General features: G+C 30.1%; 13 protein-coding genes and 1 pseudogene. 4 read left to right on the top strand and 10 right to left on the bottom strand.

The window, feature by feature from the left end:
• From OF376_RS03115 to OF376_RS03105, 3 genes and pseudogenes are all read right to left on the bottom strand, one after another.
• Positions 1–670, bottom strand: a pseudogene (locus OF376_RS03115) (hypothetical protein); the annotation flags it as partial.
• A 172-nt stretch (positions 671–842) separates the two neighbouring features.
• Positions 843–1,511, bottom strand: a complete 669-nt coding sequence (locus tag OF376_RS03110; protein ID WP_263822062.1) for a hypothetical protein — start codon at positions 1,509–1,511, stop codon at positions 843–845.
• 2 nt (positions 1,512–1,513) lie between these two features.
• A complete protein-coding gene (locus OF376_RS03105; protein ID WP_263822061.1) occupies positions 1,514–1,984 on the bottom strand; it encodes an HIT family protein in 471 nt (156 codons plus the stop codon).
• 85 nt (positions 1,985–2,069) lie between these two features.
• Between OF376_RS03105 and OF376_RS03100 the strand changes: the two genes are divergently transcribed.
• Both OF376_RS03100 and OF376_RS03095 read left to right on the top strand, forming a co-directional pair.
• On the top strand, positions 2,070–2,489 hold the full coding sequence (locus OF376_RS03100; protein ID WP_263822060.1) for a hypothetical protein: 420 nt from the start codon (positions 2,070–2,072) through the stop codon (positions 2,487–2,489).
• Positions 2,443–3,030 carry a YigZ family protein gene (locus OF376_RS03095; protein ID WP_263822059.1) on the top strand — a complete coding sequence of 196 codons (588 nt, stop codon included), beginning with the start codon at positions 2,443–2,445 and terminating at the stop codon, positions 3,028–3,030. The genes OF376_RS03100 and OF376_RS03095 overlap by 47 nt, the downstream gene beginning before the upstream one ends.
• A gap of 58 nt (positions 3,031–3,088) precedes the next feature.
• Here OF376_RS03095 and OF376_RS03090 read toward each other — a convergent pair whose 3' ends face one another.
• Genes OF376_RS03090 through ileS form a run of 4 tightly spaced genes read right to left on the bottom strand, consistent with a single transcriptional unit; the run spans position 3,089 to position 8,623 of the window.
• The gene (locus OF376_RS03090) at positions 3,089–3,763 is read right to left on the bottom strand and encodes a hypothetical protein (protein WP_263822058.1); all 675 of its coding nucleotides are present in this window, start codon (positions 3,761–3,763) and stop codon (positions 3,089–3,091) included.
• A 20-nt stretch (positions 3,764–3,783) separates the two neighbouring features.
• Positions 3,784–4,932, bottom strand: coding sequence for a methionine adenosyltransferase (metK, locus tag OF376_RS03085; RefSeq protein WP_263822057.1), 1,149 nt, complete (start codon positions 4,930–4,932; stop codon positions 3,784–3,786).
• 12 nt (positions 4,933–4,944) lie between these two features.
• Positions 4,945–5,937, bottom strand: coding sequence for a tRNA (adenosine(37)-N6)-threonylcarbamoyltransferase complex transferase subunit TsaD (gene tsaD, locus OF376_RS03080; RefSeq protein WP_263822056.1), 993 nt, complete (start codon positions 5,935–5,937; stop codon positions 4,945–4,947).
• Positions 5,930–8,623: an isoleucine--tRNA ligase gene (gene ileS / locus OF376_RS03075; RefSeq protein WP_263822055.1), complete on the bottom strand. Its 2,694-nt coding sequence runs from the start codon at positions 8,621–8,623 to the stop codon at positions 5,930–5,932. Before ileS ends, tsaD begins: the two co-directional genes overlap by 8 nt.
• Before the next feature lie 98 nt (positions 8,624–8,721).
• Between ileS and OF376_RS03070 the strand changes: the two genes are divergently transcribed.
• Entirely contained in the window at positions 8,722–9,615 is an 894-nt protein-coding gene (locus OF376_RS03070) for a DUF5378 domain-containing protein (RefSeq protein WP_263822054.1), read from the top strand.
• 54 nt (positions 9,616–9,669) lie between these two features.
• Here the strand turns inward: OF376_RS03070 and ribF are convergent, their stop codons facing one another.
• Together ribF and truB are read right to left on the bottom strand one after the other, a co-directional pair.
• The gene (ribF, locus tag OF376_RS03065) at positions 9,670–10,545 is read right to left on the bottom strand and encodes a riboflavin biosynthesis protein RibF (RefSeq protein ID WP_263822053.1); all 876 of its coding nucleotides are present in this window, start codon (positions 10,543–10,545) and stop codon (positions 9,670–9,672) included.
• Positions 10,511–11,182, bottom strand: a complete 672-nt coding sequence (truB, locus tag OF376_RS03060; RefSeq protein ID WP_263822052.1) for a tRNA pseudouridine(55) synthase TruB — start codon at positions 11,180–11,182, stop codon at positions 10,511–10,513. The genes ribF and truB overlap by 35 nt, the downstream gene beginning before the upstream one ends.
• A 126-nt stretch (positions 11,183–11,308) precedes the next feature.
• On the opposite strand from truB, the gene OF376_RS03055 reads away from it, so the two are divergent.
• Positions 11,309–12,352, top strand: coding sequence for a hypothetical protein (locus OF376_RS03055; RefSeq protein ID WP_263822051.1), 1,044 nt, complete (start codon positions 11,309–11,311; stop codon positions 12,350–12,352).
• Between the two features lie 734 nt (positions 12,353–13,086).
• Here OF376_RS03055 and OF376_RS03050 read toward each other — a convergent pair.
• Positions 13,087–15,503: DEAD/DEAH box helicase family protein (locus OF376_RS03050; protein WP_263822050.1), on the bottom strand; the 2,417-nt coding region annotated here is incomplete at its 5' end.

Below are 15,503 nucleotides of genomic sequence, written 5' to 3'. Positions count from 1 at the left end.
AATTGGCAATTTGTTTTTCAGCTTCAGCTAGGAATGTTTTTTCGTATAATCCCTTGTCAATTAAAGGTTTAAATGTAGATGATTTATTTAAGTCGATAGCTTCATCTAATCCCTTTGCAAGATTACGTATTTGTTCGAATGGTGAATTTCAAAAACGAGCTCAGTAAAAAGCATCGACATTGTTTAATTCTCCATATTTCTTTTGTTCCCCTTTACGAGCTAGAATTTGATCAATAATTTCATTTCTAGTCAGAGTTGTAGATGGAACATTTGGAGCATCTGGTGTTTCGTTGTGTTCATTATCTATTTTACCTGGTTCGTTATATATTGGTATGTCAACCAACTGTTTAACATTTTCCTCTTCAATTAGTTTTTTTAAAAGTTGTATGGCTGCTTGTTTTTCAATATCATTTTTGGCATTGTTATACATTTCATCTACTAATTTCAGTCATGGCGCACCAAGTACTTCGGCCGTTTCTTTATCTAATCCCAGTTTTATCAAATGAGCTTTATAATCAGCTTTAACTTTTTCAAAGTCTTGGGGAGTTATATCTTGTTTGGTTGTTTTGTTATTTTTGTCCGCACAACTCGATATGATGGGAGTGATTAGGGCTGTCAGACTAATAGGAGCTAGTACTAACCCTCAAATACGTTTTTGTTTTTGTTTCATTGTTTAAAATTCCTAGTTTTACATTTATGTATTTTTTAACTATTAATATTATCAGAACTTAATTACTTAATAATTTTGTTCCATTTTTTTCAAGTATAGTTTATCACACAATGAAAAAAAGAGGCCTTTTTTGCCTCTTTTTTTAATTATCAAGAAAATAAATTGACATTTATTAGCTTTTATGGGTTGCTGCGATGACAATAATGAAAACAATTAAACCTAAAATGATTAAACCAACAATAAAAACTCATCAATGGTGAGTAAAAAAATATCCCCGTAACTCAATTTTTCGTTCATTATGTTTTAAATGAACTAATCAGTATTGGTTGTACACTTTTTGCAATTCATCCAAAATTGACGCCTTATTATCGTCTTTGATAAAAGATTGTTCTGATGATAGCATTTTATGTTGCAGGTTTTGCTTACAAAATCCTTCTAATTGATCTCATTGTTTGAACACACCAAAAGTTTTACGTCCAATAAATCATTTGATAGATTTGGTTGTTGTTGGACTATCAGTGTAAGAAAGCATAATATAGGGTAATGCAACAAAAAATTGATTAATAAAAAGAAATGATTTATGATAATCATTTTCTATTGACGCATTTCATGAATCAATAAAATTATTAATTACAGGGTTTCGGATTTTTTCACGGTTCAGCGGGTGTTTGCGTAAATACCCTAGTCATTTTTTATAAATTTTATTGATTTCTTCGTGCAATAAACGAAAGTCCATATTAATATTGTTTGAAAAACTAGCACGTAAGAAATCGTACACTCTTTTTAAAGTGCTTAGTGTTGCATTAGCAATGATTGATATTGGAGTTCTAAAATTATTCATATTTATACTAAAAAGTGTTTGCCCAAACGCGATTTCTTTTGTTTTTGAACAACACGAGATACCTTTTTAAAAATTTGTTGGTTAGCTGCTGTTTGCTCTTCATCTGATAATGTTTTTTTGTTTGCTCCAAAATAAAAACCTTCGTCTTTGGCATATTTAGGAATGATATGTAGATGTGTATGCATAATAACTTGACCAGCTGCTGGGTAAGAATTAATTAAATAATTAAAGCCGGCAACGTTTTCTAATGCATCCTCTAGTGCAAAGGTTAAATTCTTTGCCATATGCATCATTTTTTCTAAATAAGATACTTCTGTTAAGCCAAAATTTGCGTAATGCTTTTTAGGGATAATCAATAAATGTCCAGGCGCTGCAGGTGAGATGTCTAAAAAACCCATGACATCGTCATTCTCATCCACAATTTGCGCACTAATTTTCTTATCTACAATTTGACAAAATAAACAATCTGCCATTTTTCCACCGACACTTTCCTATTATATATATAATATAATTAAATTGTAATATAAAATAAACAATAATCCACAGAGAAAGCCGAATATGACAAACCGAATCATTGACTGTATTGATCATTATCAACAAACCAGAAAATACCCCACATTAAAATATTATGCTATGGCCTTATTATTTTTAATTGCACTTGTTTTTTGTTTTCTGATTTCCATTCTAAATAAAGGCATAGATAAATTATATATCTTGGTCCCAACCATGGGAATCGTGCTTTTTTTAATCATTTTTACTATTATCTTTTTAGTCCATAAACGTTATTTAAAAATCTTGCATCACCACTTTCATCAAAAGCATCTAATTCCTGATAAACGCGTGGCTTTTTTCCTAAATAGTTTGATTTTTTTTATGTTTGATCATAAATATAAGGATTATGAATATTTAGGCGACGAGTTAAAAGAACACTATGCAAACATTCAAGACGATCAAACAGAGCAAACAGAACAAATATAATATTAATAAGTCGAACTTTTATGGGTTTTTATATCCTGTCAATAACGAGCACGAAGTAGAAACTTTGCTCAACGAATTACGCCGTACTTACTACGATGCCACACATATTGTTTATGCTTATCGTTATTGGTCAGGAGATGAGGTGTTGATCAAAGCCGATGATGATAATGAACCAAAAAATTCGGCTGGAATGATGATTCTAAACAACTTATTAAAATATGATTTGGTCAACAATATGATCTGCATTGTCCGATATTTTGGAAAAGTTAAATTAGGCTTAAGTAAACTAAAAAATGTTTATAAAAATGTTAGTGAACAAATTATATTAGATAGTTTAATTACTGACTTTGTCATTAAATATCCATATGAAATTCGCGTCCATTTAACAAATATGATTCAATTCGATCGTTTCATGAGTCAGGATTCTTCAATTGAAATAACTAATAAATACCAGGAAAATGGTTTTTTGATTGTACAATTTTCTTCAGCTTATATATATGAAGATGTGCATAATGATCATTGAAGTCTTAGAACTTTATAAAAGTAATTCTTTAGTATAAAAAAAGAAGTCACCACCGACTTCTTTTTTATTTTACTTTTTAGTATTTTAAATGTTGAGCAACCATAAATTTTTTGATTTCATTCATAGGTCGAATAAACAATAAAGTGATTCAAATGTTGATTGCTAATGAACCAAAAACAACCGTCGCATTATAGATCATTGAACCTATTCAATCGACTCCATAAAATAAATAACCTTGGGTACTATAAAAAATTCAAACACCAAAGTAAGCAATAATACTAAAAATTATTAATCAACTAAAAGCTCAAGCTGTTTGGTGTTTTGTTTGGCGTTTAAAGTTTATTCGTAAGATGATTAAATCAAAAAACAAAAAGCCAGCAAAGCAATAGTGGGGGAATAAATAACCCAGAAATGGTTCAGCACCAAAACCAATAATTAACATACAAATAGGTGCTAATATGAGAAAGAAGAGTTTGTAATAAAAATTAGGAATGACCATTAACCCAATTACTAACACAGCCATTTGTAACTGTCAGCTTGAACCGTTTAAAAAATCTAGGTTTTTAGTAATAAAACGGGCAATCAAAAAGAAAGCTAGTATTAATCCACCCATAGCAATGTTGTATGTTAATTGGGATGAACTGGTTTTTTTAATATTAAAATAATCGCGAACAATTTGTTTTCATAACAATTTTGTCTGTGGTTTATTAGCTGAATGAGGATAATTAAACTCAAATGTTTGATAACGCATTTTGTTTAGTCCAATTCAGTCTATAAATAATTCTTTTTAGTTAATAATGTGTATTGTTCTTTTAGTGTTTCGACCTTATTTAAACGTTCTCAAGGTAAATCAATGTCATCACGACCAAAATGTCCATAAACAGCAACATCCTTGTATGGAGCGTTGATTAGATCTAATTCTTTAATAAAGTGGTCAACACTGAAATTAAAGCTGTTTTGAATCACATTGAATAACAAATTCTCATCAATTTTATTAGTGTTAAAACAATCAATGTACATAGCAATTGGTTTAGGTTTACCAATCGCAAAAGCTAATTGAATTTCTAGAGTATCGCAAAAACCAGCTGCGACAACGTTCTTAGCAATCCAACGTGCAAAATATGCTCCTGAACGATCAGTTTTTGAAGGATCTTTTCCTGAGAAAGCACCCCCGCCATGTTTGGCATACCCACCATAAGTATCAACAATTATTTTCCGGCCGGTTAAACCAGTATCCCCAATCGGTCCACCAATCACAAATTTACCAGATGGATTAATAAAACGTTTAAAATCAGTATTTAAATGGTATTTTTGTGCAACCTGCACCATAATTTGCGAAACATCTTTTTCTAATTGTTCTTTATCATAGTCTTCAGCATGTTGTACACTAACAAGCATCGTATCAATACTAATTGGATTTTGTGAATAATTAATACTTACTTGTGATTTCATATCACTCTTGATATAAGGGATTGATTGATCAAGACGTTTTTGTTCTAAAATCCGTACTAAATCATGCGCCATAGAAATTGCTAGTGGCATATAGGTTGGTGTTTCGTTACAAGCATAACCAAAAACAATCCCTTGATCTCCTGCATTAACAACATCATTTTGGTCCACTGCTTGGTTAATATCATTTGATTGTTGGTTCACATTAGAAATGATAGTGAAATCATTTTCACTATAACCAAGTGGTTTAATCACCTCTCAAGCCGTTTGTACAACATCTACATAGGCTGTTGTTGTGATTTCTCCGGCAATAACAATTAAATGATTACAAGCTAAGACTTCACAAGCCACACGCGCTTTTTTATCTTGTTCTAAACAAATTTGTAAAATATGATCACTAATTTGATCACAAATTTTATCCGGATGTCCAGCACCCACTGACTCAGAGGTCATAATTTTTTGATATAACATACTAACTCCTTTTTAATGTTTCGGATTTTTTAAATCATGGTTCTTTTTAACTAAAACGGATTTTTTGTTGTTGATAATTAGAAAATAAGCATAAATACCAATCATTGCCGCGTTATCTGTTGTATATAATAAATCCGGAATATATACTTCGGATGCTAACGTTTGAATCTCTTGGCGTAACAACTTATTAGCCGACACACCTCCACCTAAATAAATCCGATCAAATTGATAGATACCTAAATAATATGTCATTTTACGAATTAATTCTTGGATAAGGAAAGCTTGCAATGAAGAGGCAACTGTAATTTTATCCACGGGAAGGTTTTTTTGTTTGTGATTATGGACATAATTAATGAAAGCTGTTTTAATACCAGAAAACGAGAACATATGAGCGACTGGTCGTGGTTCAACTAACTTTAAGGTTGTTTTCTTTGGATCATAGTGTTGGTCAATAATCGGACCGCCAGGATAAGATCAATCTAATAGACGGGCAATTTTGTCATAAACCTCACCCACAGCATCATCTTGTGTTTGGTTTAAAATTGTGATGTCATCATAATCATGAACTTCATAAATACTAGTTTCCCCACCACTAACAACTAAACCCAGAAAAGGGAATTTAATGGGATGATTAATTCCTGCTGAAAATAAATGGGCATGTAAATGGTTGATGGGTACAAGTTCAGTTTTATATAAACGACTAATTAAATCAGCAAAAACTTTACCCACATGTAAACAACCTGGTAAGCCCGGAAAGGCTGTATAAGCTACGTGGGTTAATTGTTCTGGAGCAATTTGAGCTTCTTGAATAGTTTTTAAAAAGACTGGGACAATGTTACTTTCATGATAGCGAGAAGCTACTTCTGGAACAACACCTCCATAAAAAGCTTGCGCTTGCATGGATGAGGTAATTGTGTGTGCTAGTAATTTCTGGTTGTGAAAAATAGCCATGCTAGTTTCATCACAACTAGTTTCAATGCTGAGAATATATAAATCTTTAGGCATATAAAACGGCAGCACAACGAACACAAATATCGTCGTGTTTTTCATCTAAATGTTCAAAGTAATTTCAGCAACGTTGGCATTTTAAAAAGCCTGAATGCGCTACTTCGTCACGATTAGTATAAACCACTTGTGCCACATTTAATCAACGTGCTAGTGTTTCTGGTTGTTTTTTTAATACATCGCATTTAATTGTGTCTTGATTAACAAAAACAATTGCTTCGTTGTTTTTGTTAATAATTTTATTTTTACGAGCTTGTTCTAAAAGAGCAAAATAAGTGTCTTTAATATCAAAGAAGAAGTTAACATGTTTAATCATTGATTCTTCAATCAGCATAAATTCATCTGCTGTTAAGAAATTTTCTAATTTCACTGAAGCTTTTTTATCATTTGCATTTAAATGTTGATAAGCTTCTTCACAAGTATGGGGAATAATTGGTGTTAATAAAATTAAAGCATTCTTTAAAATGAAATAAACACATGATTGAATTTGTTTACGAACTGAATCAGCTGGTTTTAAACAGTATAAACTATCTTTGATTAAATCAAAATATCAGCCTGATAATTCCAAGATAAATTTATTAACATTTTTAATAACTTCCATGAAATTAAAGTCATTATATGCTTGCACACATGCTAAATACATCTTTTTGAATTCATTTAAAACATAGTATTCTTCTTGTCGTAAATCAGTTGTATAGTCTGTTGATGGATTAAAATCAGCTAATACAGATAATGAATATTTAAATAATGTATTTCTAATTCTTCGATAGATTTCGGCTGTTTGTTTTAAAATGTCATCTGAAATTCGTGAATCATTTTCATAGTCAATATTGCTAACTCATAAACGTAAAACATCAGCCCCATATTTTTGACACACATCTAAAGGGTCGGTAACATTACCTTTTGATTTAGACATTTTTAAACCATTACCATCTAGCACCATTCCGTGGGCTAATAATGTTTTATAAGGTGATTTGTTTTTAAAAATAGTTCCAGTAATTAAAGAAGAGTTAAATCAACCACGATATTGGTCATAACCTTCTAAATATAAATCAGCAGGGTAATTTAAATTAGCGCGTTGTAAAATCGAATATGAACTTCCAGAGTCAAATCATACGTCCATAATATCTTGTTCTTTGTAATATGTTTTCTGTGTATTTTTGTATTTAGGAGTTAAGAAGATGCTGACATCTTCGTTAAATCAAGCATTCAGACCTTTTTCATCTAGAACTTGAATGATGTGCGCCGTTAATTCATCATCATATATTGGATTATCATCTTGATCAAAAATCATTGGAATGGGCACACCCCAAACACGTTGACGAGAAATACATCATTCTTTACGATTAATAATCATTTCTTTAATACGTTCAATTCCACGAGGATTTTTTGTTACCACATCATTTTCTAAAGTTTTAATAATGTCATCTTTAGCATTTTGGACTGATACAAATCATTGTTTTGTCGCTCGGTACATCACTGGTTTTTTAGTTCTTCAGTCATGGGCTACAGAGTGGGTAATAACTTTATGATCAAGCAGTAAGTCATCGGCTTTTAAACTCTCTAAAATCACTGCGTTCGCGTCTTCATAGAAGACACCAACTAAATCTTGATTATCAACTTCTTGGTTGTATTTCCCAAATTGATCAATCATTACTCGTGCTTTAATATCATATTTTTTACATGCATAATAGTCTTCTAAACCAAAACCAGGGGCATTATGTACTAGTCCTGAACCATCTGTATCTGATACATACTCATCCATGATAATTGGGCAAATTTGTTTATTATATGCTGAATAATATTGTTTATTTTCTAACTCATGCGCTTTGAATGTTTTTAAAATACGAAAATCCGTATATCCTAATGAAGCTGTTCATGCGTCAACTAAATTCGCAGCGATAATATACTTCATCGCACCAACTTGTACAAGGGCATATGTTAAATATGGGTGAATACAGATAGCTTGGTTAGCTGGTAATGTTCATGGTGTTGTAGTTCAAATCACATAAGCTGTTTGATCATCAAAATCAGCATCTGGGACACAGGGCATAGCTACATAAATAGCGTGTGATTGACGATCGTTATATTCAATTTCTGATTCGGCTAATGCTGATTGTGATGATCATGATCAAAAAACAGGTTTGAAATCTTGGTACACATATCCTTTTTGCATTAACACTAAAAATAATTGGAGTTGGTCAATTTGAAAATCATGATTCAACGTTAAATAATGTTCTTTGAAATCAGCGAACAACCCTAAACGCATAAATTGTTTAGTTTGGTTAGCAACTTGTTCTAAAGCATATTTAGCACATAAATCACGGCGTTCATTAACACTTAAGTTGTTTAACTTAACTTTTTTAGCTAAAGCAACTTCAATCGGTAGACCATGTGTATCTCATCCTGGGATATATGGTGCATAAAAACCTTGCATGTTTTTTGAAGCAATAATAATATCTTTTAGAATTTTATTTAGGGCGTGACCAATATGGATGTTCCCATTAGCATAAGGTGGGCCATCGTGTAGAACATAACTCTTGTTTTGTGCATTCATCAATAGACGTTGTTGGTAAATTGCTTTATCTAATCATTCTTGTTGAATAACTGGTTCTTTGGTGTTTAAATTAGCCTTCATTTCAAAGGCAGTTTGCGGCATATTTAATGTACTTTTATAATCTTTCATGACTTCTCCTAATAATAAAGTTCTATAACTTATATATTATAATATATATTAAACAAGGTTTTAAATCCAGGTTTACCATTTTTAAAGAGGGGCTATTAGTGTATTACAATCATTTATTAATCTTAATAACTTTTTTATTGATTATCACGAGTGTTGTTTGCACTTATGTTTTCCAAAATAAACAAATCAAAAGCCAACACAAAAAATATCTATGATGATCAAATCAGCATTTTATGAAAAGTAAATGATTGTTAAATTGTGTGCTTTGTTGTGCCTTCTTACTTTATTTCATTTTAATTCGTTATAGTTATGATGCTGAGCAACTAGTTTTTTTAAAAACACACTCCCCAATTTATATTCAGCAACATTATTATGAATATTCGTTTCGCATGAGTAAAGTGCTGTTATTAGATTGATGTCCCTGTGTAATGATGATTCTAATTTTGCTTGGGATTTTTGATTATAAGCAACATTTATTGCAATATTTTGGTTTTGTCAGCTTCAGTCTTGGTCTATTTACAATTATAGGTTCAGCATTTCAAGAACCGATTTTATATAGTGATGCTTTAGAATACACCTTTATTGGTTTAGGGAATGATCGTCTTTATTTTATGATGCATTTCTTTATGGTTATTTTTGGTTTAATCAACTACTTAAGAATTCAAAGCATCAACAAAATAGGCATTATTATGGCTCATTTGTTTTTAATTGGTTATATTGCGTATGCGAATATTTTAGCTTATAGCTTACACATTGACTATAATGTTGGTGGGTTTAAAATTGGTGATTGGTACGTACATGATTGAAGCTTAAATAACGCACAATTTGGTGTGCTGGCGTCATATTTAAAATTAAAATGATATTACAATTTATTAATCATGATCGCCATCGTTTATTTTAGCATTAGTACCTTGTGTACTATTCATTTACTAATTGTTTATCGATTACAAAATAAACTCAAAATCTTTAAACGCCAAGCTTCACGTATTTAGTATTAACTGTTATTTAAAAAATAAGACTAAGTCTTATTTTTCTTTTCTAAGTTTTTATGCTAACTGTGTGCAATTCAATGATAACTTTTTACGTTGTTTAATATAACCTTTAATGGCTGTAATTAAAGCATCAAGGTTTTTAAATTTGATATTAGGAGCTAAATAATCATGAAAAATAACCTTAATGTTGTGGTTATAGATATCAGCATGAAAATCTAAAATGTGGGTTTCAATAAATTTTGTTTCCCGACTTTCAATGGTTTTAGGAATCCCAATATATGTAATACTTTTATAAGTTTGATTATTGACAATCGTGCTTGTTAAATACACTCCGTCAATTAAATGCACAAGGTGTGCATCATATACGATATTAGCAGTAGCAAAACCAATACTTTTGCCTATTTGACTGCCATGAACAACGGTTCCACAGCGATAATAAGGTGTTAAAAGGACATTATTAGCTAAAGTTCATTGATTGTTTTTGATGGCTTTTTTAATTAATGATGTCGAGATATCTTTGACATATACTTCTGAAACAATGGTGTTAGGACAGTGTTTTTTTAGGAAATGACTATCTTTTTGATCGCTCCCAAATAAGAAATCTCGACCAACAATAATTTTGTGTGGGTTTAATTGTTTAATATATTGATCAATAAAGTCTTGTGCTGGTAAGTTATTTGCTTCTATATCATAAACATAGATATTTACAAGGTTTTCTAAATTACTTAAAATGGCTAAACGCTCATAATAAGGGTATAAATTTTCTTTTTTGCGCGGAATATTTTTAAAGGTAAGAATGCTGAATTTTTTTGATTGGGAAAACAAATATTTATGACCGATATGTAAACCATCAAAAAAACCGATAACCAAATCGACTTGCTCAGGTATTTGTAAATTAGTGATGTTCTTGTTGTTGAGTTCAATAATCATAAACTTCTTCAATCTCCATAGCATCTTCTAAACTAAATTCGCCACTACGTGTACGGATTAAATTTTTTAAAGTGGCATATGTATTTAACTGTTTAGCTAAATCAACAGCGAATGAACGGATGTAAAAGCCTTTAGAAACAAGTAGTCGAATTTTTAAAATATTATCGGTAAAACTAATAATTTCATATTCTTTTATTTGCACAAGTCGTGAAGGTAATTCTAAATGAATGTTTTTACGAGCAAAGTCATAAGCTTTTTTACCATTAATTTTAATTGCACTATGCATCGGGGGCGTTTGATGATAATCTTGTTGAACAAAAATTTCCATTGCTTTTTGAATCATTTCTAAGTTCACTTTTTTTTCATCACGATACAGCACCTTACCAACGATATCATAAGTATCTGTGTGGACATTAAATAAGATGTCAGCCACATACTCTTTTTCGTCCAGTGTTAACTGACCCAATAATTTTGTACCTTGGTTTATTCCAATAATTAAAACACCTGTAGCGTTAGGATCTAAAGTTCCAGCATGCCCAATTTTTTTAACCTTCAAAAGGTATTTTAATTTATTGACAACATCAAAAGATGTTCAATCAAGCGGTTTATTGATCACAAGAATGTTTTTTTTAGACATATTTTACTTTCTTATGTTTTTGAAAAAATAAAAGACCACACAAACAAGTTTGTCTGGACCAAAATTTTCTTATTTATTTATTTATATAATTATTATAAAATAAAATGGTTGAAATGAGGTATATGTATGAAAACAATCATAATAATGAATCGAAATTATGAAAACCAAAAGGAATTTAGTACCAAAGTTGTTCATGACAGCGGACCATTCTTTGATAACGAACGTTTCTTGCGTTTAGCGACACAAACTTTTGATTCACACGTTAAAAGAAAAAGTCGCTTATTGCATGCGTTTATGAATTGATGATTTTTTACGACAAATCATAAATTAGATCCCAATTTATCACGCAAAAAAATGTCTTTAGGAAGATTGTTCTTAAATTTATTTTTTTGAGCGTGTATCATTGGTTTAATCGCATGTATTTTAGCCGGAGTGGCTAAACCAATTATTACTGCTAGTTTTATTTCTATTAAATTAGCAAAATCTGAGTATGTTGGTGACTTAGTAATTAATGGTCACGAAATCGCTAAAGGATTAAATAAGAGTGGCGGGCTCTTAAACGGAGATGTATCTGACCAATTTAAATACATCCCCCAAGTCTGAGAATATACTTTTAAAGATGCTAAAGTCATTGTGCCTTTAGTATTGACATTATTCTTTTTCTTCTTCTCTTTTGTCTACATTTACATGATGAAGAAAATCCGTCCAAACACAAATAAATTAAGTGTAGAAGGTTATTTAGTAGCTAAAATGAATTTAGTTAACTACTTTAAAAATATTTTAAAACGTAAAGTTAAATTTACACCAGGAATCAAAGAATACAATCACCGATTAGTTTTCAACATGAAACCGAACTATAACTTAATGCGTGTTATGAACTATGTTTATGGTGGCTTAACAGAAATGAATTTAATGATGTTATGCGACTTTAATGATGACCAAGACCAAGAAATCATGGATTTACAAAAAACAATCAAACAAGATTTTGATAACTTAGTCTTAATTGTTCTTTCAAAAGAAAAAACTGATGCTTTAAAATCATTACACCAAGATGGTCGTTTAGGCGTTGATAAAATTAATGTTCTAAACCAATCACCAGATATGGATCAACAAGCACGTGAAGACGTTGTTTTTAATAACGAAAACAAAACTGTAAATATTAGTATTTAATTAACCAGATATTTAAAAAACTAGCCTATCAGGTTAGTTTTTTAATTCAATTAAAACTTGTTAATGAATCATTTTAAAACACGAGTTAAAAGTTATTAGATTAAATCGGAAAATGTAGGAGTTTAACTCTTGATATTTTTATCTTATTAGGTTTGATCATAAAAGATTAAAGACATCATAAGCATATATGAGTAAAAAACAAATGTAATTAATTATATAAAAAAACACAAGAAATAATTGCAGCTGATATACTACAAGTAATATGAAAACCAATTGTAGAAAAACAATGAAAATGAATAGCAACAGTGGTTTAGTCATTGCGAATTCAGCACGAAGATAAGGGTCGATGTTTTGAAGGAGTTTATATATTAAAAACTTTTCTGTTTTTATTACATGAGTCTTCAATAAATTATTAATGTTTGACATTTTGCACCTAAAAATATGTAATTTCGGGTGCAAGGAGGTAATAAATTTATGGCTTCAATTACTAGTAAAATAGAGACCATAATGTCTAAAAATGAAGGTAAAATTTTCTCAATGAATGATTTTTATGACTTAGGGACAAAAATACTAGTAAATCGGTTTTGCATAGATTAAATGAAAATAAGGTCATAGTTAGACTCCTTGATGGATTTCAAGTTAACGTATTCAAAAACTTTAACCTTACTAGTAATAAAAAACAAAGATCAGTTTTAACTGTTCTTTGTTTTTTATAAATATCTAAAATAAGTTAATTAAGCAGCATGATTGTTTTTCTTAATCGCTGCAAATAAGTCATTAATTGTAGTGTGATAACCTTTTTGTTTTAATAAAAGTTCGCGTATTCCTAAATGGTTACTATCACCTTCTAGATACATATAATTGTTTTCCTTTCTATCCAAATAAATAACCAATAAAGTTAAGTATTTAATATTTGATGGTTTGATGTTGTCATCGTAATTCATTTGATTAATATACTTTTCAAATGCTTCAATGATACCTTCGGTTTTTTGCGTGTCAAAATCATCTTTGCTTTTAATTTCCATAAAGATTTCGTGATCATCATATTTTATTAAAAAATCCGGGTAACTATTTTTGATTTCAAATAAGGTATTTTTGGCATAATATTGGAAATTAATGCCGTGAAAAACAGGGTTTTTACTTCAAATTTGCAAGTTTGTATGTATGTCCTCATGCACTTGTAAATATTTAAATAATTCTTCACAAAAAGCCTTTTCTGTATAAGAGTCAAAATAATATTCTGTTTGGTCTTTAATTGTACTTTTATAAGCGTATTTATCAAGATCAAAAACCATTTTGTGTTTGTCACGCACATATGCATAAATAAGATTTGGTAGAATTTGCCGATGCTTTAAAATGTATTCTGGTTGTTGTTGGGTATCTAAAATAGCTGCTAAAGCTTTTTTGTAAAGCTGATGAATATCTTTTTTATAGTATTTAGCAATTATATATCAAAATAAAAGCACATTGCTGGTGTGTTGTTGTTTTTGCAACCGATCAATAAATCATTGCTCAATGCACGCGATTAAATTAACAGAAAAACAGGCTTTATTTTGTTGTAAAAAATAATCTTTAAATAATTCTAAATGCAAGGAATTCTCAATTTTAGATTCTAAAAGTTTTTTAGTTATACCATCATCCATTTTTAAATCTGTGGAATGACCAATTAAGTAATGGTCTTTTTGGTATTTATTTATTAAAGAATCAAAATAATCAACAATGTTGTCATACTGTTCGTTGAGCAAATTAACAACATCTTTCATAAATATTTGCTCATCCTTAGCTTTTAAATGTGCTTGTTTATTAATTTCACCAGATGTAAAAGCTCAGTTAATATATTGGTTCTTTAATTGGTAAGTACGCACTCCTTTTTCAGGATCATTTTCATTGTGGTTCGAATAAATATAATAATGATTAGAAATGTGCTCTTGTGGTAGTTGTTTGTTAGGGATAGGATTACGTTTGATTCGTCCGATGGTTTGCACGCTAAGATTATTAGACGAAACATTTCTTAATTGCACGAGCATACATGCACGTGGAATATTTCAACCAGTTGCTGGACCAATTTTAAAAATGATGGCTTGAATTGTTGAATTATTACGTGAAAGTTCTTTTAAAGTTATAACTTCACGAGTATTAGCATCTACTTTCTGATCACTAAAATATTGGGCATACTCAATATTATGTTTAGCTAACGTATTTTTAATTTTAGTTAGGTTTTCTTCAAAATTAGCTCTTTTTGCTTCGTTAATATTTGATGAATCATCAATTTGAATTAACATCGCTGGATTAATCCCTTTTAAATCATCATCCTCAATATATTGTTCGCGAACTTTTTTGTAAGTTTCGCATGCTTTATCTAATAAATCAAAATCATCAATTTCATTAATTGCAATCGATTTAACATCATGGTTGAAAAAGGGCATTCTTTTAACTAAAGCTATATTGTCATTTAGTAAATCTTTGTCACTTAAAACAACTTGTGGGTAGTTGTTGTTGGGTGTTGCTGACATATGCACAATAAAACGAGCTGCGCGTTGTAATAAAGCATCAGCACGAACCTCATGTTTTTGACTTATTTTCTTTGCTTTTTGTTGATCATAAATATCATTGAATATAATGTTGCGTTTATTAGCTGATCCATAATGGGCTTCATCACGAATATAAATCAGTTCATACCCTTCATATTCGATGGCTGTTATAAATGCGTCTAATTTTCCATGTTCGGTTAATATTTTTTTATTTCCAAAAGTCGATGAACCAAAAACTAACACCTTTTCGTCTTTGAGTTTAATATCATAACTACCATCTTTAGTATTTTTAGCAGTTGCTGATGGTGATTGTAAATATTCCACTTCTAAGTTGTTGTTCTCTAAATAATTTTTATACGCTTTTAAATTATTAGCAAATTGTAATGGTAATTCAGCACTGGATAGTGTCCCGATCATAAAAATTATTTTTTGTTGTGGTTGATAAACTTTTTTATAACTAATGATTTGATCAATTAAGTTAGCAATCATAAAAGTTTTACCAGAACCTGTTGGGGCTTTAAATTCAACAATTTTATGATGATCAGATTTAGCTTTTTGTTTAATGCTTAAATAATGTGTTAATAAATTATCAACACACTTCTTTTGACTATTACTTAGTT

The organism is Ureaplasma miroungigenitalium (assembly GCF_025780085.1).
GTDB classification, from domain to species: Bacteria; Bacillota_I; Bacilli_A; order Mycoplasmatales; family Mycoplasmoidaceae; genus Ureaplasma; species Ureaplasma miroungigenitalium.
Note: the sequence above shows the minus strand (reverse complement) of the source record. Positions and strands in the feature narration are given on the sequence as shown.